Raw genomic sequence first — 25159 nt, forward strand, 5'->3', positions numbered from 1 at the left:
GGCATGAACCTCCGCTCCGCCCGCCGCGCCACCGTCCCCGCCGCCCTCGCCGTTTCCCTCGGCCTCGTGCTCACCGCCTGCGGCGACGGCTCGGGCGACGACACGCCCCCGGCCGGCGACGCCACGACCGCCGCGCCCACCGACGACGCCGAGCCGGACGACACGAGCGCGGACGGCACGACGTCGGACGACGACGCCGCCCCGGACGCGACCACCTCGCCGGAGCGCCGCACGGCCGCCGGGCTGCGCGCCATCGTCACGGCGGAGAAGGAGGCGGGCGGGACCGCCTTCGCCATCGACGACCCGGACCGCGACAACACGTGGGAGGTCGACGTCTCGACCGGCAAGCTAAGCGTCGAGGTCGAGGTCAGCGCCGACGGCGGCGAGGTGGTCCGCACCGAGAACGACGACCTCGACGCCGACGACCGGCGCGCGATCGCCGACGCCAGGTACACCATCGGCCAGGCGATCGAGCGCACGGTCGCCAAGGCCGGCGGCGCGCTCGAGGACGCCGAGCTGGACGGCGACGACGGCCGCTACCACTGGTCCGTGACCGTGCTCGTCGACGGCGCCGAGGTCGACTACCGGGTCGGCACGCAGACCGGCAAGGTCACCCCGGAGCCGGCCGACGACGACGACTGACGCGTCCCGGTAGACCTCACCCTCCACGGCCGTTGACCACCGGACGCCGCGGTGCTCCAGTGGAGGGATGGTCCGCACGATCGAGACGGACTACCTCGTCGTCGGCGCCGGGGCAGCCGGGATGGCCTTCGCCGACGCGCTGGTCGACGCCGACCCCGGGTCGCACGTGACGCTCGCCGACCGACGGGCGGCCCCGGGCGGTCACTGGCTCGACGCGTACCCGTTCGTGCGGCTGCACCAGGCGTCGCAGCTCTACGGCGTCGCGTCGACCCGCCTCGGCGGCGGGCAGGTGCAGGAGTCCGGGCCGGAGCGGGGGCTGCACGAGCGCGCGACCGGCCCGCAGGTGTGCGACTACTACGCGCGCGTGCTCGCCGGGCGGCTGCTGCCGACCGGGCGCGTCGAGCTGCTCGGCGGGCACGAGTACTCCGGCGGGCGCCTCGTCGACGTAGGCTCCGGGCGCGACGTGGACGTGCGGGTGCGACGGCACGTGGTCGACGCCCGCTACCTGGCACCGTCGGTCCCCGCGCTCTCCCCGGCGCCGTTCGCGGTCGACGACGGCGCACGAGCCGTGGCGGTCGGCTCACTGCCCGAGGTCGCGGACGCCGACCGGTACGTGATCGTGGGCGCCGGGAAGACCGCGACCGACGCGATCGTGTGGCTGCTGGGCCGCGGCCTCGACCCCGGCGCCATCTGCTGGGTGCGCCCCCGCGACCCCTGGATGTTCGACCGCGCCTGCATCCAGCCCGACCCCGCGGTGTTCCTCGCGATGGCGACCGACCTCATGACCGCCGCCGCGGACGCGAAGGCGCCGGACGAACTGTTCCGGCGCCTCGAGGACGCCGGGATCATGCTGCGGGTCGACCCCGCAGTCACCCCGACGATGGCGCGCACCCCCACGCTCGGGCGGTGGGAGCTCGACCTGCTGCGGTCCGTCACGGACGTGGTCCGCCTGGGGCACCTGCACCGCGTCACGCCCGGGCGCCTCGAGCTCGACGACGGCGAGGTCGCGGTCGCGCCGGGCGCCGTCGTCGTGCACTGCGCCGCGTACGGCCTGCAGCGGCGCCCCTCGGTGCCGGTCTGGGGCGGCACCATCACGCTGCAGCCCGTCCGGGCCGGGTTCCCGTGCTTCGGCGCGGCGCTCATCGGCTACGTCGAGGGCACCCGGCCCGACCGGCCAGCGGCGGAGAAGAACCGGCTGTGCCGGGCCACCGGGTACTGGAGCACGCCGACGGACTGGGTGACCGAGCAGGCCGCCGGCGCCCGGTCCGCGGCGGCGTTCATGGCCGAGCCCGACGTCGCTGCATGGGCCCACGCCACGCTGCTCAACCCCGCGCGGGTCCCCCCGGAGGAGGCCGCGAGGGCCGAGGTGCGCGACGTCGTCGCCCGGTTCAAGCAGCACGCCGCGGCCGGCATCGCCGGTCTGGAGCGGCTCGGCCTGGCCGCGACAGGGTGACCTGCTGCGACAGGGCGACGTGCTGACAGGGCGGCCAGCCCTCAGCCGGCCAGCACCTCCTTCAACCGGGCCGCGAACGCGCTCGGGTCGTTGTCCGGCGACCACTCGTTGGCGGCGAACCCGCCATGGTCGCCGGGGAACACGACCGGTTCCACGCCCAGCGCTGCGGCCAGCGCCTCGCCGCCTCGCCGCGCCATCGTGCCCTCTCCTGCCTCTCCGTGGGCCGGGATCAGACGCACCGTCGTGGCGCGCAGTGCGTCCAGGTCGGGCTCGAACGCAGGCAGCGTGGCCATGTTCCAGCGGAGCAGGAGGTCGTCGCGCGACCCGTCGTCCTCGGTGGGCAGCCCGAACATCGCCGGGTCGGGCGCGGGCTGCTCCAGGTAGGCGTCGGTGACCGGCCCTGCCTGCATGACGAGCTGGATGAACTTCGCCATCGCCGGCCCATACCCTTTGCGGTGATACGTCTCCACCATTTCGGCGGCGACCTTGCGCTGGGCGTCGCGGTCCTCGAGCAGCGCCCACAGCGGCGGCTCGTGCGCGACGACCGTCCCCAGCTCGGCCGGGTGGTCGACGATCCACGCGAGCACGTTGACGGCGCCGCCGCTGGAGGCGAACACGTCGACCGGCCCGTCGCCGATCACGTCCCGGGCCGCCTCCACGACGCGGTGGAAGTCGTCGGCGTGGATGGGCGCGGACACCTCACCGTCGGGGGCGAGCGTGCTGCGTTCCATGCCCCGGGGGTCGTAGGCGATGACCGTCCGGTCGCCCAGGTGCTCCAGGAGCTGGCCGAAGTCCGACGCGGCCATGGGCGATGCGAGCACGAACAGCGGCGGTAGGTCGCTCGGGGTGTCGGGCTGGTGCACGTCGTAGGTGAGGACGGCGCCCGGGGCGTCCACGGTGTAGGTCTTCTGCGTGCTCATTGCGCGTGCCTCCGTCGGCATCGGTCCGTGCTGCACATCCTGTGCCAATCCTCTGACAACATCCCAGGACGAAACTCATCGGGCGGGCCGCGGGACGTCGCCGCGAGCGGGGGCGCGGCGCCGACGCCGTCCCCCGGCGCGCTGCGTCCACACCCCGCGGAGCCGGGCCGCGGTCGGCGGGCACGACGGGGCAGGGTCGGACGACGGCGCCCGCCAGGGCGACCGGACCGACGCCCGAAGGAGCCCCGATGCTCGCCGCGACCGCCCGCTTCACCCCGCCCGACCTCGTGGACCTGCGCACCGCCTGGACACGGGAGCGTGAGCTCGCCGCCCGCCCGGGCTCGAGGCACGACGGTGTCCCAGGGCCTGGCTGCGAGGGCCGGCACGGCTGGCTGCTCGACGAGGGCTACGACGCCCTGCTGGAACCCGTGCTCGGGTCGAACGCCATGGCCGGACCCGGCTACTACCCGTTCAGCGGCCTCGACGGGCAGACGGCGGCCGCGCTGCTGGAACGGCTGCCCGACGACTACCTCGCCACCGAGCGGCAGAACCTCGGCCCGACCATCGGCGCGGTCCTCCGGGCCGTCGCCCGGTACCCGCACCTGCTGCGCGCGCACGGGTACGTCATCGGTCCGCTGCGCTGCGACGAGCGGATCACCGTCACCGGAGTGCTCGTGCGCACGGACAGGGAGCTGCGGCTCGACGCCTGGCACGAGGACGGCTGCGAGTGCCACGACCTGTTCACCATGCTCACCGACGAGCTCGGGGTCGACGACATGCACACCCCACCCGACGAGGTGACGCCGTGGTGGGGCTTCGGCCTCTTCGGCCCCGCCGCACCTGGTGCGGAAGCCTCTGGAGCGAACCGCCCTGGCACGGACGGCCCAGATGCCGACCGCCGTGGTGTTCACGGCCCGGGCGCGGACGAGCACTGGTACCGCCTGTGGTGGGACTGAGCCGCTGCACGCGACCCCCTGGGCCTGTGGATAACCTCCGTCGCCGTCCCGGCGCAGTGCCTACGGTCGTCGTCGTGCCCCGGCACGGACCCTGACGACCAGCACCAGGACAGGACGGGATGGCCCACCTCGACCTCGACACGACGGCCCTGACGGGCGGGAGCGCGCGCGCCCGCACGGCAGAGTCCGCCCTGACCGCCTCCCCTACGCTCGGCGCCGTCGATGGCGCTGACGCGCTCACCGCCGCGGGCGATCCCGTGCTCGCGGGCGCGCTCGTCGAGCTCGCGTCGGCGTGGGCTCCGGCCCGTGCGGGGCTGGTGACCGAGCTGGCGGCGCTGGCCAGCGGGCTCGCCCGGGCGGCCGAGGTCTTCTGCGCGGCGGAGCAGGTGACGGCGCTCAGGTTCGCCGAGCTGCTCACGGCGTCGGGCGCGGCCGACGGCTCCGGCGCCGCGGCCGGTCCCTCGGCTGCGCGAGCATCGTCCGGACCCGGAGGCTCCTGATGCTCGACGTCGAGTTCGCCCCTCTCGCGGGTCACCCGGCGGCGCTCGCCGACCATGCGCACGACGCGGCCCGCGGCGCGGCCGCTCTGGACGATGCCCGGGCGAGCCTGCGCCAGGTGCTCGCCGCGCTCGCCGGGCAGCGCGGCACGGCGGTCACGTCGGCGGCCGCGCGCCTGACCGGGCTCGACGAACGCCTCGCCACCTGTGTCGTCGTGCTCGACGCCGCGGCCTCCACCCTGCGACGGCACGCCGCGGCGCTCGGCGACGCGCAGGCCGACGCGAACCGGGCCATCGCCGACCGCGCCGCCGCCCTCGCCCGCGAGAGCCAGTGCGAGATCGAGGCCGACGAGGCGCGTCGTTCCACGTGGAACGTGGCCGCGCTCGGGTCCGCGGCTCCCGGCGGGCTCGGCACGGCCGGGTTCGGCACGGCCGGCGTCGGACCGACAGGGTTCGACGACGCCGCGACGGCGCACCTGCGACTGTTGGCGGCCGAGCGGCGTCTCACGGAGGCACGGGCGGACGTCGCCGCTGCGGAGGTCCGGTGGCGCGCGGCCCGCGACGCCAAGGCGGAGGCGTCGCGGCAGGCGGCGACGGGCCTGGGCTCGTTCGCCGACGTCCGCGCGGTGCGCGTCGCGGCGGCGGCGGGCACGACCGGCGAGCAGTACGAGGCGTCGGCGGCCGAGGGGCGCCGAGCCGCGGCACTCCTGCGTCCCGCGGCGACGGCCGACCGTCCGGGCGAGCGACGGGCGTCACGAGCCGACGTGCGGGCCCTGCTGGCGAGCCATCACGACGACCCCGCCTTCTGGGCTGCCTTCTGGGACCGCGCCACCCCGGAAAGCCTCTACCTCGCGCTCGGGCCGGACCCGGCCGACCCGGGCCGGGTTCTCGACGCCGGGGTGCGCGCGGCGCTGGCGGACGGCGTCGCGCAGTGGGTTCAGACGGCGACGCCCGCCGAACGCCGCGACTTCGGGCGTGCGGTGGTCGAGGACCTCGGCGACGGGACCCTCGGCCTGACGGCACGCTCCGAGGCGGCGGCAGCGCTGCTCTCCGCCCCGCTGCCGGAGGAGGTCGTCGCGGGTGCGGGCGACGCTCTCGACGAGCGGTGGGCAGCGCACGACGGTGACGAGATCGACCTCGGCGTCATCGCCCCGCTGGTGGTCACGGTCCTCGCCGGGTACGCACGACACCCACGGCTGGCGTTCGACCGCCTCGCCCCCGCCGGCGCGCCACGCGTCCCGGACGTCACCCGCCGGTGGTTCGGCACCCTTCCGCACGGCGGATGGCCCGACGGCGGGTCAGCCGTCGCCGATGCGTTCGCGACGGCCGTCGGCGTCGGCACGTCGTCGCCGTCCCGCGGCGACCAGCGGCGCGCTGCCCTGCTGGTCTCGCACGCGACGACGGCGATGCCCTCGGGCCTGCTGGCAGGTCCGGGGCTGAGCGACGCCGCCAGCGCACGCATCGCCCGCGCCTACGAGCCGTACGTGCCGAGCATGGGCGACGCGACCCTCGCGCAGAGCCTGAACCGGCAGTGCGACGGCGACCCGGCCGAGCCGCCGCCCGTGCCGGGGGTCGACGAGGGCGTGCGGCTGGCCCCCAACGTCCGGCTGGTCCCGGCGGCGGTCCAGCCGACGATCGACGCGTTCGCGCTGCGCGACGTCATCGCGGCCACGTCCCGGACGCCCGAGGCCGCCGACGTCTGGCTCGGCACCACCGACCGGTATGCCGACGAGGTGCTCACGGTCGCGACCTCGGGTGCGTACGACATCGACACCAACCCGCGCAGCGAGCTCGTGAAGGCGGCGCTCAGCGACATCGGCGCCGTAGCCGGCGCGATGCAGTCGGAGACGATCTCCACCGCCGAGAGCCGCGCGGCGGCCCGGGAGAACTCCGTCACCGTGGCCGGCATCGGATCGGGGATCGCCACGATCGGGCGCAAGGCCGCCGTGTCGATCGCCGAGACCGCCGAGAGCAACGCGTGGGCGTTCCTCGACACGCGGGCCCCCGTCGCAGAGGCGAACACCCGCGTCGGAGCCACCGAGGACGCCCTGTACGACCAGTACGCACCCGCCATGTTCGAAGGGGTCGTCGCGCACGACCTCACGCTCGGCCGCACCCAGGGCGAGGCCCTGACCCGCAACGGCAACCTGAGCCCGGGCGACGGCCTCCACCGGCAGGCGTTCTCGAGCACGTTCGACGACCTGTCCCGCGCGCCCGAGGACGAGGTCGACTGCGCCGAGTAGCGCTCACCGCCGACGAGCGGCGCAGGGCACGCCGTCTCAGGCCGACTCGCGCACCACCAGCGACGTGGGCAGCGTGATCGCGGCGGGCTCCTGACCCTCGACGACCTCGAGCAGGAGCCGCACCATCTCGGCGCTGATGCGCTCGTACGGCTGGCGCATGGTGGTGAGCGGCGGGTGCAGCTGAGCGGCGACGCCCGAGTCGTCGAAGCCGCCGACGGCGACGTCGCCCGGCACGCTGCGGCCGGCGGCCTGCAGCGCGACCAGCGCGCCCGCGGCCATGAGGTCGGAGTGGACGAAGACCGCGTCGACGTCGGGCCGCCGCTCGATCAGCCCGGCCATCGCGAGGCGGGCGCTCTCGCGCGAGTAGTCGCCGTGCACCACGAGCTCGGGGTCGTAGTCGTCGCCGAGCACATCCCGGTAGCCCTCGAGCCGCAGCACACCGCCCGGGGTGTCCATCGGGCCGGTGATGGTGGCGATGTGCCGGCGGCCCGTGTCCCACAGGTGCTGCGTCATCGCGCGTCCGCCCGACCGGTCGTCGGCCGCGACGTACCCGACCTTGCCCTCGTACCCGAGCGGGACGCCGCACGCGACGGTGGGGATCCCGTGCCGCAGCAGCTCAGCCATCATCGGGTTGCCGCGGTGCGAGCTGATGAGCAGCACACCGTCCACGTGCCCGGCCTCCAGGTACTGGGCCACCCGGCGCCGCTCCTCGGGCGTGCCGGCCACCAGCAGCACCATCGGCATCTCCCGCTGGGCTGCCGCGTGTGTGGCGCCGCGCAGCAGCAGAGAGAAGTTCGGGTCCTCGAACAGCAGGTGCTGCTCCTCGGTCAGCAGGAACGCGATCGAGTTGGCCCGCCCGGTCACGAGGGAGCGGGCGTGGGGGTTGGCGCGGTACCCGGTGGTGCGGATCGCCTCCTCGACCGCCGACCGCGCGTCGGGCGACACCCAGTGCCCACCGTTGATGACGCGCGACACCGTGCCGCGGGAGACCCCCGCCGCCGCCGCCACGTCACGGATGGTGGGGCGCCTGCTCCGGCCGTCCTCGCTTGCTGACTCCACGCCGGTGAGTGTATTGACCGTCCGCCTGCTCGGGCTCGGGCGCGACCGCGTCTGCGTCACGACTTCACCGCGCCCGCCGCCAGGTCGACCTGCCAGAACCGCTGGAGCGTGAGGAACAGCGCGATCAGCGGCACGACCGACAGCAGCGCGCCGGTGATGACGAGGGTGTACATCGCCGGCTGGCTCGCGCCCTGGTTGAGCAGTCCGGACAGGCCCACCGTGATCGGGAACAGCTTGTCGTCGCCGAGCATGATGTACGGCAGCATGAAGTTGTTCCAGATCGCGACGAACTGGAACAGGAACACGGTTACGAGCCCGGGGATCATCATCGGCACGGCCACCTGGAAGAACGTGCGGGTCTCGCTCGCGCCGTCGGTGCGCGCCGCCTCGACCACCTCGTCCGGGACGGATGCGGCGGCGTAGATCCGCGACAGGTAGATGCCGTAGGGGCTGATGATGCTGGGCAGCAGGACGGACCAGTACGTGTTGGTGAGGTTCAGCTCGGCGAGCAGCAGGTACTGCGGGATCGCGAGAACGATCGCCGGGACGAGCACGCCCGCGAGCAGCACGTTGAAGACCGCGTTCTTGCCGGCGAACGCGTACTTGGCCAGCCCGAACCCGGCCATCGCCGACACGAGCGTGGACAGCAGCGCGCCGACCCCGGCGTACAGGGCCGTGTTGAGCATCCACCGCCAGAACAGCCCGTCGCGGTAGGCGCTGAGCTCCGCCACGTTGTCGGCGAGGTGGGTGGAGGGCGCGAACGTGAAGCTGGCGAACAGCTCCGAGCCCGACTTCGTCGACGCCACGACCACCCACACCACGGGCAGCAGGCAGTAGAGCGCTCCGAGCAGCAGGATGCCCGTGGCGAGGGCGGACGGCCGCTCCCCGGCACCCCGCCAGCCGCGGCGGCCACGGGCGGGGCGGCCCGGGGACGGCGCCCGGCCGTCGGATCCGGTCGCGGCGGCGACGGCGGTCGTGGGTGAGGTGGAGGTCGTCATCGTCACTTCTCCTGACCGAACGCGCGCCCCTGCACCAGGCGCAGGAACCCGAACGAGAGCACGAACGTCGCCAGCGCGATGATCACCGACGTCGCCGCCGCCGAGTACAGGTCGCCGCGCGTGAACGCGTCGCGGTACACCTTCATCAGCGGGGTCCAGGTGGTCGAGATCGCGTTGCTCAACGGGCGCAGGGTGGTGGGCTCCGCGAAGACCTGCAGCGTCGCGATCAGCGAGAAGACCGACGTCATGATGATCGACGGCGCGACGATCGGGATCTTGATCCGCAGCGCCACGGCCCGCTGGGACGCGCCGTCGAGCTCCGCGGCCTCGTACAGCTCCGACGGCACCGCCTTCAGCGCCGTGTAGATGACGATCATGTTGAAGCCCGTGCCGCCCCAGACCGCGATGTTGGCGACGGCGAACATCACCAGCCCGCCGTCGAACAGCGACGGCACGTCCCAGCCGAGCGCGGCGAACACGTCGTAGAAGGGGCTCACGCCGGGGAGGTAGAGGAAGCCCCACAGCAGCGAAGAGATCACCGCGGGCACGGCATACGGCAGGAAGATCGAGGTGCGCGAGAACGACTTCGCCCGGGTGCGGCGCGCGTCGAGCAGCAGGGCGAACAGCAGCGCCAGCCCGAGCATGGTGGGCACCACGAGGAGGCCGTAGAGCCCGACCCGGCCCACTGACGCAAGGAACTCCGGGTCCCCGAGCGCCGCCGCGTAGTTCGACAGCCCGGCCCACACCTCGGTGCGCGACCCGGAGCCGAGCCCCAGCCCGCTCACCTTCTCCGTGCGGAACGACAGGTAGACGGCATACCCGATGGGCAGCGCGAGGAAGAGCACGAACAGCACGATCGCGGGAGCGAGGAAGCCCCACGGCGCGAGCCGCCGGCGGCCGGACGTGCTTGGGCCGGTGGACCTGGCCGGCGGCGGAGCGGCGCGCCCGGGCACCGCGTCGGTGGAGGTGGACATCGGTGGATCTCCTCGGTGGAGCGGGACGGGGCGGGCCGCCCGGACGCGCGGTCCGGGCGGCCCGCATCGTCACTCGGTGACGCTGAAGCCCTGGTTCACCAGGTCGTCGAGGGTGATCTGCTGCATCGCCTCGACGGCGGCGACGAACGCGTCGGCCTTCTTGGCCTTGGTCGCCTTGGCGAACTCGTCGTTGTACGCCGAGTACGCGACGTTGATGTTCGGCCCGTAGGTGAAGGGCTGTACCGTCCCGGCGGTCTGCGCGGCGATCTCGTAGAAGTCCGGCTGGTTGGAGAAGAACGCCGGCGGGTCGGACAGCGCCTCGGTGCTGGCCGGCACGTCGGCCGGATAGATGCCGGCCTCGTCGACCAGGGCCTGCACGGCCTCGGGGTCGGTGTTGAGCCAGGTGATGAACTCGGTGGCCTGCTCCGGGTGCTCGGTCTGGCTCGTGACCGCGGTCGCCGACCCGCCCCAGGTGCCGGTGGCGGGGGCGGCCTCGTCCCACTGCGGCATGGGGGCCATCTCCCACTTGCCGGCGGTGTCGGCGGCGTTGCCCTCGAGCACGCCCGGGGCCCAGATGGCCGAGAGCCAGCCGACCTGGGTGCCGTCGTTCAGGGCGGCGTTCCACTCCGGGGTGTACATCGGCGCGTTGTCGATGACACCCTCCTCGACGAGGCCGCCCCAGTACTCGGCGACCTTCCGGGTGGCGTCGGAGTCGATGTCCACCGACCAGGAGGCGGCCTCGGTGTCGATGCCGTACCAGGACGCACCGGCCTGCTGGGTGAGGCCCGTGAACCAACCGGCGTCGTTGGCCGAGAACGTGCCGAGGTAGCTCTTCGGGTCCTTCTCGTGGACGGTGCGCGCCGCCTCGGCGTACTCCTCCCAGGTGGTGGGCACCTCGATGCCGAGCTTCTCGAAGACGTCGGCCCGGTAGTAGAACTGCATCGGCCCGGAGTCCTGCGGCACCGCGTACACGGCGTCCGACCCGAGCGTGACGGCGTTCCAGACGCCGTCGGCGAAGTGACCGGCGACGTCGTCGCCCAGCGAGCCGGAGATGTCGGCGAGCGCGTCGGACGACACGAGCTGCGGGATCTTCTGGTACTCGGCCTGCATGAGGTCCGGCGCGCCGGACCCCGCCTTGATCGCGGTGAGCAGCTTGGTCACGGCGGGGTCGCCGCCGTCCTGCTTGTTGACCGTGACCTGGATGTCCGGGTGGTCGGCGTTCCAGAGGTCGACGACCTTCTCCATGTTGGGCGTCCACGTCCAGAACGTGAGCTCGACGGGACCCTCGGCCGCGGCGTCGTCGCCGGCGCCTTCGCCGTCGCCGCCGCTGGAACAGGCGGACGCGACCAGCGCGGTGGCGGCAACGAGGGCCGCGATCCGGGTGCCTGTGGACAGGCGCATGACTCCTCCTCGTCAAGGACCATCGCACCGCCGCTGGATGGACCGTCACCTCGGCGGTACCCGCGACTCACGACAGTGTGGACTGTGCACGGTCACAGTAACGGGAGCCGTCCAGGGATTGTCAACTCCGACTTTCATGGTGTTATCTGGTCGTTGCACGGTCACATCGCCTGTGATCGTGCACAGCATCCGCCCCGCCGTCCCCTCACGGTCGCGCACAGCACCGACGCAAGGAGCACGTCATGACCCTCGCCGCGTTCCGGCCCGGCCCCGACTTCGACGGCTGGCTGCCCGGCGTCGAGGGCATCTCCTACGGCGGCGACTACAACCCGGAGCAGTGGCCCGAGGAGGTGTGGGCCGACGACGTCGCGCTCATGCGCTCCGCGGGTGTCAACCTGGTCAGCGTCGGCATCTTCAGCTGGGCGCTGCTGGAGCCGCGCGAGGGGGAGTTCGACTTCGGCTGGCTCGACCGCCTGCTCGACCTGCTGCACGCGCACGGCATCCGCGTGGACCTCGGCACCCCGACGGCGTCCCCGCCGGCCTGGTTCTTCCGCACCTACCCCGACTCACGGGTCGTCACCCGCGACGGCACGGTCCTGGAGTTCGGGTCGCGGGGTATGGCGGCGCCGTCGTCGCCGGCCTACCGGCGCGCCGCCACCCGGATCGCCACGAAGCTCGCCGAGCGCTACGGCGACCACCCGGCGCTCGCGCTGTGGCACGTGCACAACGAGTACGGCGCCCCGGTCTCCGACGACTACTCCGACCACGCGAAGCGCGCGTGGCGGCTGTGGCTGCGCGCCCGCTACGGCACCCTGGAGTCCCTCAACGCGGCCTGGGGCACCCGGTTCTGGGGGCAGGTGTACGGCGAGTGGGAGCACGTCGGGGTCCCGTCGCTCACTCCCACCGTGGCGAACCCCTCGATGCGGCTCGACTACGCCCGCTTCACCGACGCGATGCTGCGCGAGTGCTTCGTGGCCGAGCGCGACGCCGTCCGCGCGCGCTCGCGCGTGCCGATCACCACGAACTTCATGGCCGCCTCCTGTCCCTCCACCGACCTGTGGGCGTGGGCGCGCGAGGTGGACGTCGTCTCCAACGACCACTACCTCACCGCCGCCGACACGCGCGGGCACGTCGGCCTCGCGATGGCGGCCGACCTCACCCGGTCCGTCGCGGGCGGCAAGCCGTGGCTGCTGCTGGAGCACTCGAGCTCGGCGGTGAACTGGCAGCCGCGCAACGTGGCCAAGCGCCCGGGCGAGGAGCGGCGCAACGCGCTGTCCCACCTGGGCCGCGGCGCCGACGGGATCCTGTTCTTCCAGTGGCGGGCCTCGCGGTCGGGGGCCGAGAAGTTCCACTCGGCGATGCTGCCGCACGCCGGCACGAGCAGCCGCGTGTTCCGCGAGGTGTGCGCGCTCGGGGCCGACGTCGGCCGCCTGGCCGAGGTACGCGGCTCGCGCGTGCGCGCCGACGTCGCGATCCTCTGGGACTACGAGTCGCACTGGGCGCAGGACCTCGAGTGGCGACCCAGCGTCGACGCGTCCCACCGCGAGCGCACCGAGGCGTTCTACGACCGGCTCTGGCGCGACGGGCTCACCGTGGACATGGCCCACCCCGACCAGGACCTGTCCGGCTACCGGCTCGTCGTCGCGCCGGCGTCGTACCTGCTCACGGGCGCGGCGGCCGAGAACCTCACGCGGTACGTCTCCGGCGGCGGCACGCTGCTCGTGAGCTACTTCAGCGCCGTCGTCGACGAGCGCGACGCCGTGCACGACGGCGGGTACGTCGCGCCGCTTCGGCGGGCGCTCGGCCTCACGGTCGAGGAATTCCTGCCGCTGCGCCAGGGCGAGTCGCTCGGCGTCGTCGGGCTGACGGACGGCACCGCCGACGCCCCGCTCACCGGCGACGTGTGGGCCGACGACGTCGCGCTCGACGGCGCCGAGGTCGTCGCGACGTACGACGGCGGCCCCCGGCCCGGAGGCCCCGCGATCACCCGGAACCGGCTCGGGTCCGGGACCGGCTGGTACGTCTCCACGAGGCTGGACCCGGACGCCCTCGCGCCGCTCATGGCGCGCGTGTACGACGACGCCGGCCTCGCGCCGTCCGGCCTCGCGGCCGACCTCGAGGTGGTGCGACGCCACGGCACCCACGACGGGCGCGACGTCGAGTACACGATCGCCATCAACCACGCCGGCGACGACGCCAAGCTGCCCGACGTCCCGCCCGGCACCACCGACCTGCTCACCGGGGACGCCGTCGCCGGCGGCGTCGTCGTGCCCGCGGGCGGGGCGCGCGTGCTGCGCACCAACCCCTGACCCCTGCGGGCCATCCCCGCACGACCGGAAGGACGACGATGTCTGGACACGCACGACGGGCCGCCACGGCCCTGCTGGCCGCGGGAGCTCTCGCGGTGACGACGGTCGGCGCCGCAGGCGCCTCGACCGTCGAGCACCCCGGCGGGCACGGCAGCGCGGCTGTCGCGAACCCCGGGTTCACGTCCGGCCTGGACGGCTGGAGGGCATCGGGCGACACCGGCGCCGCGAAGGCCGACCCCGAGGGCCACACCGCCGTCGGGCGGCTCACGCACTGGTCGGCGGAGCCGTACGACGTCACGACCGCCCAGACGGTCTCCGGCCTGCGTGACGGCTGGTCGACCGCGAGCGCGTGGGTGAGATCGGGCGGGCTGAACGCCTCGACGCTCTCGCTGACCTGCGGCGACGACCGGGCCGGCCGCGAGCGCGACGGTCGGGGATCCGGCCGGGATCGCGGCCGCGAGCGCGCCGTCGACGGCGAGGTCACGCTCCCCCAGACGCTGCAGGACGACGCCTGGGTGCGCGTCGCGGTCTCCGCGTTCGTGCGCGACGGCGACTGCGAGCTCGCGGTCACGACGGCCGACGCCGTGGGCGGCGCGTGGGCGAACGTGGACGACGTCGCGCTGGAGCGCGGCCGCGTGACGCGCGACGTGCGCGGCGGAGACCTGTCCGGTCTGGCGAAGAACGAGGACGCCGGCGCGACGTACGCGGACGCCGACGGCGAGCCCGGCGACGCCGTCCGGATCCTCGCCGAGGCGGGGATGAACCTCGGCCGGCTCAAGGTCTGGGTGGACCCGGCCGACGGGTACAACGAGGTGACGCACGTCGTCGAGTCCGCGCGCCGCATCGAGGCGGCGGGCATGGACGTCATGGTCGACTTCCACTACTCCGACCGCTGGACCGACCCCGGCGCGCAGGGCGTGCCCGCCGCGTGGGCCGGCGCGAGCGTCGAGGAGATGACCCACCACCTGGCCGACCACACGCGCGAGGTGATGACGGCGCTGAGGAGCGCCGGCGTCAGCGTCGAGTACGCGCAGGTCGGCAACGAGATCAACCCCGGCATGCTGTGGCCGTACGGGCAGACGTGGGACGTCGACCCCGGCGACGGCGTGGACGGAGCGCAGTGGGACGCGCTCGCCGGGTTCCTCACCGCCGGGCACGACGCGGTCAAGGAGGTCTCGCCGCGCACCGAGACGATCCTGCACCTGACGAACATCAACAACGGGATCGACTCGCTCACCTGGTGGTTCGACGAGGTCACCGCGCGCGACGTGCCGTTCGACGTCATCGGCCTCAGCTACTACGGCTACTGGCACGGCTCGCTCGCCGACCTGCAGGGGGCGGTGAGCACCCTGTCGGCGAGGTACGACCGCGACGTCATGGTCGTGGAGACGGCGTACCCGTTCACGCTCGCCGACGACGCGCCCGCGTGGGAGAACGTCATCGACCTCGAGTCCGAGCTGGTGCCCGGCTACCCCGCCACCCCCGAGGGCCAGGCCGCCGCATATCGGGCCGTGCAGGACGTCGTCGCCGCCGCGCCCGGCGGGCGCGGGCTGGGCACCGTGTACTGGGAGCCGGCGTGGACGTCCGTCCAGGGCAACGGCTGGGACCCCGAGGACCCGGCGTCCGGCAACGCCTGGGAGAACCAGGCGATGTTCGGCCACGACGGCCGGCTGCTCGCGCCCGTCGCGGCCCAGCTCGCCCCCGACCCGAACCCGGGCCGGCGCTGACTCGCTCAGGAGTTGTCGGGCTCAGCGCGACGGACACCTGCGCCGAACCTGACAGCTCGGGAGCGGGCTCAGTCGAGCTCGGCGAGGCGGGAGGCGGCCTCGTCGCGACGGCCGGTCGCGTCGGCCAACGCCCGCTCCGCCCGTTGCCGCGCGACGACGGCGCCCCGCAGCTCGGCCTCCACGGCGTCGGCCTCGCCGTCCAGCTCGGCGAGCCGGCGCCGGACGGCGTCCCGCTCGGCGTCGAGGCGCCCGGCGGCGGCCTCGACCCGGGTCACGTCGCCGACCGCCGCGGCGTGCGCGTAGGCGCCGGCCGCGGCGTCGTCGTCCTCCCGCGCCAGGTCGCGCCTCGCCTCGGCCCGGGCGGCCTCGCGGGCCTCCGCGACGGCCGCCTCCCGCTCCGCCTCGTCCGCGGCGTCCCGCCCGGCGCCGCGGCCCGTGCCCGCCCGGGCGCGCCGCCCACCCGCCGCGCCCCGCCCGGCGGCCGGGAGGTCCGGCACCGCGTGCAGGTGCCGACGCCGCCCGTCCGGGTGCGGGGCGATGCCGAGCTCGTCAGGCGCGGCGACGACGGACGCGACGTCCGCCGGGTCCACCCCGGTCGCCTGGAGCGCGCCGACGAGCAGCCCGCTGCGGACCGCGCGGCCGGCGTCGTCGTCGATCATCGCGGCGGTGAGCGTCGCCTCGACCTGTGTCGTCACGGCCGCGGACACGGGGACGGCCGCCTCGACGGCGAGCTCTCGCGCCCGCGCCGTGACGGCCGCGACGAGCCGACGCCGCTGCCGGGTCAGCTCTCGTAGCTGCCCGGCGTCGAGGCCCTCCTGCGCGGCACGCATCGCGACGCCGAGCTCCACGACCTGTCGCACCTGGTCCGGGTCGGCCCGCACCAGATGGTTGACGACCCACGCCGCCGCCGACGGCTTGCGCAGCGCGCGGACCCGCTCGGCGAGCTCCGGCTCGTCGGACCGCAGCGCCGCGGCCCGCGCGTTCCGCGCCGGCACGAACCCGGCCGGGTCCAGCGCGTAGAGCCCGGTGGCGACCTCCAGCAGCTCCTCGGACGGCGTCGGCACCCTCCGAGGGTAGGCCGCCCCCGAGGCTGCGACCTGTCACGGCCCGGGCGGGCGGGGCCGGCGTCGCCGCCTAGGATCGTTTCGATCACCATGACCGAGACCCCGCAGCCGGCCACGCCCGCGCCCCCGCGCCCCTTTCCCGCCCCGCCCGTCGACGAGCGCCGCGCCACGATCATCCTCGTCGCGATGGCGCTGTCGACGTTCCTGTTCGTCACCGTCGAGTCGCTGCCGTCCGGCCTGCTGACGCTCATGGCGCCCGACCTGGACCGGTCGACCTCGCAGATCGGGCTGCTGGTCACGGGGTACGCGCTGGTGGTGCTGACCACGACGATCCCCCTCGCCCACTGGGCGCGGGCGGTGCCGCGCCGCTGGGTGCTGTCCGCGTGCGCGGGGCTGGCCGCCGTCTCGACGCTGTGGGCGGCGCTCGCGTCGACGTACGAGCAGCTCCTGACGGCGCGCCTCGTCACGGCGGCGGCGCAGGCGTTGTTCTGGGTGGCCGTGGTGCCCGCCACCACGGGCCTGTTCCGGCCGCTCGTGCGCGGCAAGGTGATGGCGCGGCTCGCGATCGGAAACTCCCTGGCCCCGGTGCTCGGCGTCCCGGCGGGCACCTGGCTCGGCGAGCACACGTCGTGGCGGTGGACGTTCGCCGCCGTCGCCGCGCTGTCGCTGGTCGTGACGCTCGTGGTCCTGGTCCTGTTCCCCACCATCAGGCCGTCCGAGGGCGGGGCGAACCGCGCCCCGCACCCCAGCGCCCGCCGCTTCGGCTTTCAGATGGTGACGACCGGGCTCGTGCTGACCGGCGCGTTCGGGGTCATCACCTTCGTCACCCAGTACTTCATCGAGGTCACCGGGTTCGCCCAGGCGGACATGCCGCGGCTGCTGCTCCTGCAGGGCGCCGCCGGCGTGCTGGGGACGATCGTCGTCGGCCGGTTCATCGACCGCCGCCCGGTGGCGGTGCTGCTCGTCGCCCTGGCGCTCCTCACCGCGGCACTGGTCGCGCTGTGGGCGTTCGGCGAGCGCCCGGTCGCGGCCGTCGCCGCGCTGGCCGCGTTCGGTTTCGCGTTCTCCGCCGTGCCGCCAGCCCTGTCGCACCGGGTCATGCTGGTGGCACCCCGGTCGACGAACATGGGCGTCGCCGTCTCCTCGTCGATGTTCAACGTCGGCATCGCCGCGGGGTCCGGGCTGGGCGCCGTCCTGGTCGCCGTCGTCGACGTGCGCGTCGTCCCGCTCGCGAGCGCCGCCGTCGTCCTGCTCGCGCTGGTGGTCGCGCTCGCCGAGGAGCGGTTCAGCCCGCCGCTGCCCCGCGAGCACTGACCTGCGCTCCTGACGGCGGCGGGCGGGTCACCGCCGCGGCACGATCCCCCAGTCGGGCCGGATCTCGAGCAGGGGCGACGCCGTGAGCCGGCGCACGTCGCGACCGTCCCACCGCATGGTCCACAGGTCCCCGGAGCCCGTCGACCCGTCGGCGCGCACCGCCACGACCCTGCGCCCGTCAGGCGACCAGTCGGGGAAGGAGTGCGCCACCGGCGCCGACGTCGGCGACGTGAGGTAGCGGATCCGCCGCTCGCAGTCGGCGAGCGGGCGGCAGTCCAGCGGGACGGTCGCGACGGCCGGCACGGTGCCCTCGGGCGCGCCGCCGGTGCCGTAGGTGTCGAAGACGACCAGGCCCCTGCTCGGCCCCGATCGGGCGGGCGAGACCTTCGGGTGGTCCCCGCCCAGCGACCAGGGGGTGAGCTGGCGGACGTCGGTGCCGTCGCGGTCCATCCGGTGCACGGCGACGCTCGGTCGGGCCCCGGGCGCCAGCGGGTTGCCGACCCGCAGAAAGACGAGCGTCCCGTCGGGCGCCACCGAAGCCATGGAGTCCTCGTACACGCCGTCGATGCCGGGCGGCGACACCCGCTCGACCTCCTGCGAGCGCAGGTCCACGCGGTGCAGCGCCGCCGACGCGGCGTTGCCGTACTGGTCGAACGGCCCCACGACGCGGCTGAAGTACAGGTGACTGCCGTCGTAGTCCCACATGGGTGTGATCTCCGCGGCGCAGGGCCAGGTGCACCCGAGGTCGAGCGCGCGCTCGTCGGTGCCGTCGGTCCGGACCAGCACGATGCCGATCGCCGTCTCCGTGTCGCGCTCGAACGCGATCCACCGGCCGTCGGGCGACAGCCGCGGGCCGATGTCCCACACACCGTCGGACGACGTCGTCACCTCGCGCACGTGCTGCCCGCCCGGGTCTCCGACGACGATGCGCGCCGCCGTCCGCTCGGCGTCGACGAACCGGGTCCACGCCAGCTGGGTCCCGCTGCCGCGCCCGAGCCGCCGGAGGGCGTCGAGCGGCCGGCCCTCGCGCCCGTCGTGGTCGTCGCTCAGCCGGGTCACGGCCGACGGCGCAACGGCGCCCGCGACGCCCCCCGAGGCCGGCACGATCCCGACGACCGCCAGGGCGGCGGCCCCCGCCAGGGCGACCGTCGCCGCCCGCCACGACCTTCCCGTCCGTGCCATCTCGGTCTCCTTCGCCCGGCACGGCCGGACGCCGCACGCCGCCGTCATCGTCACGCCCGGCCGGGGCTCGCGGGGAGGCACCGTTCCGCTCAGTGGAACGGCCCCGGTGCTCGTGCCTCCGACCGGGTGAATTCCCGCCCGCGCGCACGACTCCGGAGGACGATGGTGGTCGTGGCCACACCGGACGACGGCACAGTCGTGGGTCGAGCCCTCGCGATCGCCGACGCCGTGGCCGTCGCGAGGGTGGCGACGCTCGCGCAGCTGGCGCGCCGCACCGGTCTGCCCAAGGCGACCGTCCACCGGGTCGCCCACGACCTCGTCGCCCGTGGCGTGCTGACGCGGGACGACGCCGGGTTCGCCCTCGGGCCGCGCCTGAGCCGGCTCGGGGCGAGCGCGACCGGCGAGCGGTGGCCTGCCGCCGAGGTCATGCCGGCCGTCCAGGAGCTGCACGAGCGGTCCCGGACGATGGCGTTCCTCATGGCGGTGGACGACCAGCGGCTCGTCACGGTCGGTATCGCTGTCGGCCGCGCACAGGCGCCGGAGCTACGACGGCGCGGCGGCTGGCCGGCCCAGATGCGGCTCAGCCCGGCCGACCTCTTCACCGCCTCCGGGCGCGTGGTCCTGGCCCGGTCGCCGGAGCTGGTCGAGGGCTACCTGCGGACGGGGCTGCGGGTGCGGACCCCGCACTCGTCCCGGAGCATCGCGGCCCTGATCCGGGAGCTCGCCCGCGCGCACGACGACGGGGTCGCGGTCGAGCGCGACGAGCACAGCGAGGGCTGGACGTGCGTCGCCGCGGTGGTGCCCGGGCCCGACGGTCGCATCGCGGGGGTCGTCGGCATGTGCGGCCGGACCGGGGAGGTCCCGACCGACCGGGCGCGGTGGGTCACCGCGGCCGCCGCGGAGCTGGCGCCGGCGGTGCGCCGCCCGCCCGACGCGGCGGGGCAGGCCGGGCGGGGCCGACGCCGCGTCGGGCCCGCCGACCACGCGCCATGATGGTCTCGTGGACGACGCCGACCGATGCCCCTGCCTCTCCGGCGACACCTACGGCGCGTGCTGCGGGCCGCTGCACCGCGGCGAGCGCCGCGCCGCCACCGCCGAGGCGCTGATGCGGTCGCGGTACAGCGCGTACGCGGTGCGCGACGTCGCATACCTGCGCTCGTCGTGGCACCCGCGCACCCGCCCGCCCGCGCTGGAGCTCGACCCCGACCAGGAGTGGCGGCGGCTGGACGTCGTGGCCACGCGGGCCGGCGGCCCGTTCGACGACGCCGGGGAGGTCGAGTTCGTCGCCCGCTACCGCTGGGCGACCACCGGCCACGCGGGGCGGCTGCACGAGGTCAGCCGGTTCGTGCGCGAGGGCGGCCGGTGGCTGTACGTGGACGGCGACGTGGGGGCCTCACCGCTCAGAACGGGTAGCGCTGGATCCGCGACTGGACGGTCACCCACTGCTCCTCGGTGAACGCGGCGACGTTCGCCTCGTGACCGCCGAACCGCGAGCCGGTGCCCGACGCCTTGGTGCCGCCGAACGGAGCGACCGACTCGTCGTCCACCGTCTGGTCGTTGACGTGCACGATGCCCGCGTCGAGGCGGTCGGCCAGCTCGTAGCCCGCGAAGGTGTCGGGGGCGAGCACGCCCACGGACAGCCCGTACTCGGAGGAGTTCACCACCTCGACGGCCTCGTCGACGGACGAGAACCGGAGCACCGGCGCCACGGGGCCGAAGATCTCCTCCGTCCACGCCCGGTGTGCCGGCGCGACGCCGGACAGCACGGTGGGCTGGTAGCACAGCCCGTCGTACCGGCCCCCGGCCTCGAGCACCGCGCCGGCCGCCACGGAGTCCGTGACGACGGCGTGCACCTTGTCCCGCTGCCCCGCGTCGATGAGCGGCCCGAGCGGGGTGCCCGTCGCCGGGTCGCCCACCGGGATGCCGCCGGCCTTCTCGGCGAGCGCCGCGACGTACTCGTCGTGGACGTCCGCGTGCACGAGGTGGCGCCCGGCCGTCATGCAGATCTGCCCCTGGTGCAGGAACGAGCCCCACGCGCCCGCGGACGCGGCCGCGGCGACGTCGACGCCGGGCAGCACGACCAGCGCGTTGTTGCCGCCCAGCTCCAGGTGGGCGCGCTTGAGCAGGCGGCCGCACCGCTCGCCGACGACCCGCCCGGCCGCCGTCGAGCCGGTGAAGGAGATCACCGGCACCGCCTCGTGCTCGACCAGGGCCGCGCCGACCGACGACCCGCCCGGCACCACGGACAGCAGCCCGGCCGGGAGCCCGGCCTCCTCGAGCACGGCGGCGAGGAACAGCCCGCCGGCGACGGCGGTGCGCGGGTCGGGCTTGAGCACGACGGCGTTGCCCAGCGCGAGCGCCGGCGCGACGGAGCGCATGGCGAGGATGCCGGGGAAGTTGAACGGCGAGATCACCCCGACCACGCCCACCGGGCGACGGCGCACCATCGACAGGCGGGGCTGCGCCGACCGCAGCAGCTGCCCGTACGGCACGAGCGCCGTCCCCGCGGCCAGGTGCAGCTCGGCCGTCACGAGCCCGACCTCGAACGCCGCCTTGCCCTGGCCCGAGCCCGCCTCGCGCACCAACCAGCCCGCGAGATCGTCGGAGCGGTCCTCGAGCACGGCGGCGGCCCTGCGCAGCACGGCGGCCCGCTCCTCGGCGGGGCGGCCCGCCCAGTCGGCCTGCGCCTGCGCGGCGAGCCGCGCGGCCCGGTCGACGTCGGCGGCGCCGCAGTCGGCGACCCGCCCGAGGACCTCGCCGGTGGCGGGGTTGACCACGTCCGCGGTCGCGTCGGTGGCGATCCAGCCGCCCACATAGGCGCGGCTGTCCCAGTCGGCCGGGTCGAAGAACGTCATCGTCGTCATCCCTTTCGTCGCCAGTGTTGCGACGCTAGCGCGTACCGGCGACGACCGGGAGGATGCGGCCGGGCTCAGACGTTCGGGCCGCCGTCCCGCAGGTCGCTCCGGCCGGCGAGCCACCCCAGCAGGCGGTCCGGCCGGTCCGTGATGATGCCGTCGACGCCGAGGGCGACGGCCTGCCCCCAGTGCGCCGGCTCGTTCAGGGTCCAGACGGCGGTGGTGAGCGCGGCGTCGTGCAGGCGCCGCACCAGGTCCGGGTCGTCGCGCAGCACCGTGCCCGGCGGGTTGCACGCGACGACGCCGAGGTCGGCGCACCGCTCGAGCAGGTCCTCGTGGGCGGTCGCCACGAGCAGGCCGCGGCGCAGGTCGGGGTCGACGTCGCGCACCGCCGCCACCGTCTCGGGCCAGAAGCTCTGCGCCACCGTCCGATCGACGAGGCCGGCCGCCCGCAGGGGCTCGGTGACCCGGCGCACCTGCCGCGCGGTCCAGGCTCCCTTGAGCTCGAGCAGCAGGCCGAGGCCCTGGCGGGCGCGCAGCAGGTCGGTCACCGCGTCGAACGTCGGCACCCGTTGCCCGGCGTACGCGGGCGAGAACCAGGAGCCGGCGTCGAGCAGACGCACCTCCCGCAGGTCGAAGTCCGCGATCTTGCCGCTGCCGTTCGTCGTCGCGTCGACCGTGTCGTCGTGCAGGACGACGACCTCGCCGTCGGCCGTGAGCCGTACGTCGAGCTCGACGACGTCCGCGCCGGCACGTGCCGCCGCCTCGAACGCGGCGAGCGTGTTCTGCGGGGCGACGGCGCTGTTGCCGCGATGCGCGACGACGAGGGGGCGCCCGGGAGGTGGCGGCACGGCACGGGTCATGTCGAAGGTCACGCCGCCAGCGTAGGCAGCCGTCCGCCCGAGCTGTCGCGAGGAGGGCGCGACGCGAGAAGGGTTCGGAGAACGTTCACGCCCCGGGACCCGGGGCGTCATGCGCCGGTTCGAAGACCGGGTCAGCCCGGCGACGTCGCGGGGACCCCGGCGCGCGGGTACGGGCGGCGGCGTTCCGACGTGCCCATCCCCCAGCGGACGCCGCGGACGGCGGCGGCACCGGCGGGGCCGCCGACGGCGCGACGGAAGCGGGTGTCGACACCGAGGGCGTCGCGCGCCCAGGGCGGCAGCAGGCTGACGGCGCCCGCGGCGAGCAGGCCGTACGGCAGCCGGACCGGGCCAGGCAGCGGCGGCTCGCGCAGCAGGAAGTGCGCGGTGTCCAGGTCCGCGGGCGTGGCCTCCAGCTCGGGGCGGTAGGAGTCGATCGCCTCCCGCAGCTCGGCGACGCTCTCGGGGACGACGACAGCACCGAGGGCCCGGGCGACCCGAGCCGACTGCGCGACGTACTCGTCCGACTCGTCGGGCGTGAGAGGCCGCTCCCCGTACCGTTGGTGCGCCGCGAGGAACGAGTCCGCCTCGGCGACGTGCACCCAGGTCAGCAGGTGCGGGTCGCTCGCACGGTACGGGCGGCCGTCGGGGGCCTTGCCTCTGATCCGCGCATGCACCGCGCGGACGCGGTCGACCATGGCCTGCGCGTCGTCGGTCGTGGCGAACGTCGTCGTGGCGAGGAACGTCGACGTGCGCGCCAGCCGCCCCCACGGATCGCCGCGGTAGCCCGAGTGCCCGGCCACGCCCGCCATCGCCAGCGGGTGCAGCGACTGCAGCAGCAGCGCCCGCAGACCTCCCACGAACATCGACGCGTCCGCGTGCACCCGCGCGATCGGGCTCTCGGGCGCGAACCACCGCGGGCCCGGGGTGAGGTGGATGCGGTCGCGGTTGTCGTGCCCGTCCGGGCCCGCGACCTTGAGGAACAGCGCGTCGCCGACCCGGACCCGCAGCCGCTCCACCGAGTTCGTCACCGCCGACATGCCGCCAGTATCACCCGCGCCCGGCCAGGTCGTGCCGCCACCGAGGCTCATCACCGGCGGGCCCGCGGCAGGAGCCGGCATCGGACGGGCACGGCGTCCGGCCGAGCTCGTCGCCCCGGTGCCGCACCGCTTGACACCCCCGACCGCCTCCGGTCTACTGAATCCGGATCGATCAGTACTGCTTGATTTTCCGCAATGGAGCGCGAATTCAATCAGAGGAGTGGTCGTATGTCCCTTCCGAGCAAGTACCAGCCGTCGCGCCGCGACATGCTGAGAACCGGGGTCGCGCTGGGCGCGGCGGCCGGCATGGGCGCGGTCGGCGCGACGCCGGCCGCGGCCGACGAGCCACCGCGGGTCCAGGGCCGCGAGCGCAGCATGACCGACACGCCGTTCGAGGGTTTCGACGAGGTGCGCGTCGCCCTGATCGGCCTGGGGCAGCGAGGCGGCGGGCAGGACGTCCGCTGGGGCGCGGTCGGCAAGGTCACGGCCGTGTGCGACATCCGCCCCGACCGCGTGGAGCGCACGATCCAGCGGATCATGGCGCAGGGTTTCCAGGACACGGCGCCCGTCGGGTACTCCGGCGGCGAGGAGGACTTCCTCAACCTGATCCGGCGGGACGACATCGACATCGTCTACATCGCCACGCCGTGGGAGTGGCACTACCCGATGGCCAAGGCGGCCATGGAGCACGGCAAGCACGTCGCGTGCGAGCTGCCGATCGCGCCGCACCTGGACGAGATCTGGGACCTGGTGCGCACGTCGGAGCGTACGCGCAAGCACTGCATGCTGCTGGAGAACGTCAACTACTTCCGTCCCGAGCTGCAGATGTTCAACATGGCCCAGGCCGGGCTGTTCGGGGAGATCCAGCACGGCTCCGGCGGGTACGTCCACGACCTGCGCTGGCCCTACATGTTCGGCGGCGCGTACTACCCGGAGCACTGGCGCCGTCGCTGGCACACCAGGATGAACGCCTCCCACTACCCGATGCACGGCCTCGGCCCGGTCTCGGCCACGATGGGCATCAACCGCGGCGACAGGTTCGCCGAGCTGATCTCGGTCTCACCGCCGCCCATGGGCCTGGCCCTGTTCCGCGAGGAGGACCCCCGCGTCGGGCCGGACCACTCCTCGTGGGACGACGACCCCTACATCTCCGGTGACCGCAACACGTGCCTCATCCGGACCGAGAACGGCCTGATGATCCGGGTCGAGCACGACGTGACCTCGCCGCACCCCTACACCCGCGAGACGACGCTCACCGGGACGCGCGGCTCGATCGAGCTCGACAACGCACGCGTCTACCTCGAGTCCCTCGGCCACAACAACCACAGCTGGCGCACCGGGTCGGCGTACGACGCCATCCGGAACGAGCACGACCACTGGCTCTGGCCCGCGCTCGAGGAGCTGGCCGAGCAGTACGGCGGTCACGGCGGCGGGGACTTCGTCGCCATCTTCCGCACCGTCCAGCTGATGCGCCTGGGCATGACGCCGGACATCGACGTCTACGACTCCGCGGCGTGGTGCTCGGTGATCCCGCTCAGCCACGCCTCGCTCTCCGGCCGGTCGATGAGGCCGGTCAAGGTGCCCGACTTCACGCGCGGCCACTGGCGCGACGCCCGCGGGACGTTCGACCGGCCGCGCCCGGAGGACCCCTGGCTCGACGCCCGC

General features: G+C 74.6%; 21 protein-coding genes. 11 read left to right on the forward strand and 10 right to left on the reverse strand.

From position 1 onward, the window contains the following. The first annotated feature begins 3 nt into the window (after positions 1-3). The gene (locus ABD254_RS08305; protein ID WP_344247459.1) at positions 4-642 is read left to right on the forward strand and encodes a PepSY domain-containing protein; all 639 of its coding nucleotides are present in this window, start codon (positions 4-6) and stop codon (positions 640-642) included. A 67-nt stretch (positions 643-709) separates the two neighbouring features. After that, on the forward strand, positions 710-2095 hold the full coding sequence (locus tag ABD254_RS08310) for an NAD(P)-binding protein (protein WP_344247461.1): 1386 nt from the start codon (positions 710-712) through the stop codon (positions 2093-2095). A 41-nt stretch (positions 2096-2136) separates the two neighbouring features. Here the strand turns inward: ABD254_RS08310 and ABD254_RS08315 are convergent, their stop codons facing one another. Then, positions 2137-3015, reverse strand: coding sequence for an alpha/beta fold hydrolase (locus ABD254_RS08315; RefSeq protein ID WP_344247463.1), 879 nt, complete (start codon positions 3013-3015; stop codon positions 2137-2139). Positions 3016-3263: 248 nt separating this feature from the next. On the opposite strand from ABD254_RS08315, the gene ABD254_RS08320 reads away from it, so the two are divergent. The 3 genes from ABD254_RS08320 (at position 3264) to ABD254_RS08330 (ending at position 6711) form a co-directional block, all read left to right on the forward strand. After that, positions 3264-3971 carry a hypothetical protein gene (locus ABD254_RS08320; RefSeq protein WP_344247465.1) on the forward strand — a complete coding sequence of 236 codons (708 nt, stop codon included), beginning with the start codon at positions 3264-3266 and terminating at the stop codon, positions 3969-3971. 119 nt (positions 3972-4090) lie between these two features. Next, entirely contained in the window at positions 4091-4471 is a 381-nt protein-coding gene (locus ABD254_RS08325; RefSeq protein WP_344247467.1) for a hypothetical protein, read from the forward strand. Further along, the gene (locus tag ABD254_RS08330; RefSeq protein ID WP_344247469.1) at positions 4471-6711 is read left to right on the forward strand and encodes a hypothetical protein; all 2241 of its coding nucleotides are present in this window, start codon (positions 4471-4473) and stop codon (positions 6709-6711) included. The genes ABD254_RS08325 and ABD254_RS08330 overlap by 1 nt, the downstream gene beginning before the upstream one ends. A 36-nt stretch (positions 6712-6747) precedes the next feature. Here ABD254_RS08330 and ABD254_RS08335 read toward each other — a convergent pair whose 3' ends face one another. From ABD254_RS08335 to ABD254_RS08350, 4 genes are all read right to left on the reverse strand, one after another. Continuing rightward, positions 6748-7770 (reverse strand): LacI family DNA-binding transcriptional regulator, encoded by a 1023-nt coding sequence (locus tag ABD254_RS08335; RefSeq protein WP_344247471.1) that lies wholly within the window; start codon positions 7768-7770, stop codon positions 6748-6750. 56 nt (positions 7771-7826) lie between these two features. Further along, positions 7827-8768, reverse strand: a complete 942-nt coding sequence (locus ABD254_RS08340; protein ID WP_344247473.1) for a carbohydrate ABC transporter permease — start codon at positions 8766-8768, stop codon at positions 7827-7829. A 2-nt stretch (positions 8769-8770) separates the two neighbouring features. Then, positions 8771-9742: a carbohydrate ABC transporter permease gene (locus ABD254_RS08345; RefSeq protein WP_344247475.1), complete on the reverse strand. Its 972-nt coding sequence runs from the start codon at positions 9740-9742 to the stop codon at positions 8771-8773. Between the two features lie 69 nt (positions 9743-9811). Continuing rightward, the gene (locus ABD254_RS08350) at positions 9812-11143 is read right to left on the reverse strand and encodes an ABC transporter substrate-binding protein (protein WP_344247477.1); all 1332 of its coding nucleotides are present in this window, start codon (positions 11141-11143) and stop codon (positions 9812-9814) included. A 242-nt stretch (positions 11144-11385) separates the two neighbouring features. Here ABD254_RS08350 and ABD254_RS08355 point away from each other — a divergent pair, with 242 nt between their 5' ends. Next, the gene (locus tag ABD254_RS08355; RefSeq protein WP_344247479.1) at positions 11386-13452 is read left to right on the forward strand and encodes a beta-galactosidase; all 2067 of its coding nucleotides are present in this window, start codon (positions 11386-11388) and stop codon (positions 13450-13452) included. A 38-nt stretch (positions 13453-13490) separates the two neighbouring features. Continuing rightward, positions 13491-15179 (forward strand): glycoside hydrolase family 53 protein, encoded by a 1689-nt coding sequence (locus tag ABD254_RS08360; protein WP_344247481.1) that lies wholly within the window; start codon positions 13491-13493, stop codon positions 15177-15179. 68 nt (positions 15180-15247) lie between these two features. Here ABD254_RS08360 and ABD254_RS08365 read toward each other — a convergent pair whose 3' ends face one another. Next, entirely contained in the window at positions 15248-16243 is a 996-nt protein-coding gene (locus tag ABD254_RS08365; RefSeq protein WP_344247483.1) for a hypothetical protein, read from the reverse strand. A gap of 90 nt (positions 16244-16333) precedes the next feature. On the opposite strand from ABD254_RS08365, the gene ABD254_RS08370 reads away from it, so the two are divergent. Further along, the gene (locus ABD254_RS08370) at positions 16334-17557 is read left to right on the forward strand and encodes an MFS transporter (RefSeq protein ID WP_344247485.1); all 1224 of its coding nucleotides are present in this window, start codon (positions 16334-16336) and stop codon (positions 17555-17557) included. A gap of 27 nt (positions 17558-17584) precedes the next feature. Here ABD254_RS08370 and ABD254_RS08375 read toward each other — a convergent pair whose 3' ends face one another. Further along, complete coding sequence (locus ABD254_RS08375) at positions 17585-18739, reverse strand: TolB family protein (RefSeq protein ID WP_344247487.1); 1155 nt, start codon at positions 18737-18739, stop codon at positions 17585-17587. 171 nt (positions 18740-18910) lie between these two features. On the opposite strand from ABD254_RS08375, the gene ABD254_RS08380 reads away from it, so the two are divergent. Together ABD254_RS08380 and ABD254_RS08385 are read left to right on the forward strand one after the other, a co-directional pair. Further along, the gene (locus tag ABD254_RS08380; RefSeq protein ID WP_344247489.1) at positions 18911-19732 is read left to right on the forward strand and encodes an IclR family transcriptional regulator; all 822 of its coding nucleotides are present in this window, start codon (positions 18911-18913) and stop codon (positions 19730-19732) included. 7 nt (positions 19733-19739) lie between these two features. Further along, positions 19740-20195: a YchJ family protein gene (locus ABD254_RS08385; RefSeq protein WP_344247491.1), complete on the forward strand. Its 456-nt coding sequence runs from the start codon at positions 19740-19742 to the stop codon at positions 20193-20195. Here ABD254_RS08385 and ABD254_RS08390 read toward each other — a convergent pair. The 3 genes from ABD254_RS08390 to ABD254_RS08400 form a co-directional block, all read right to left on the reverse strand. Further along, entirely contained in the window at positions 20140-21603 is a 1464-nt protein-coding gene (locus ABD254_RS08390; RefSeq protein ID WP_344247493.1) for an aldehyde dehydrogenase family protein, read from the reverse strand. The genes ABD254_RS08385 and ABD254_RS08390 overlap by 56 nt on opposite strands. 65 nt (positions 21604-21668) lie before the next feature. Further along, entirely contained in the window at positions 21669-22469 is an 801-nt protein-coding gene (locus ABD254_RS08395; RefSeq protein WP_344247495.1) for a glycerophosphodiester phosphodiesterase, read from the reverse strand. A gap of 119 nt (positions 22470-22588) precedes the next feature. After that, positions 22589-23494, reverse strand: a complete 906-nt coding sequence (locus tag ABD254_RS08400; RefSeq protein ID WP_344247497.1) for an oxygenase MpaB family protein — start codon at positions 23492-23494, stop codon at positions 22589-22591. Between the two features lie 228 nt (positions 23495-23722). Here ABD254_RS08400 and ABD254_RS08405 point away from each other — a divergent pair. Continuing rightward, positions 23723-25159 (forward strand): Gfo/Idh/MocA family protein (locus tag ABD254_RS08405; protein WP_344247499.1); only part of this gene is annotated, 1437 nt, incomplete at its 3' end.

This window comes from Isoptericola hypogeus, from assembly GCF_039531145.1.
GTDB classification, from domain to species: Bacteria; Actinomycetota; Actinomycetes; order Actinomycetales; family Cellulomonadaceae; genus Isoptericola; species Isoptericola hypogeus.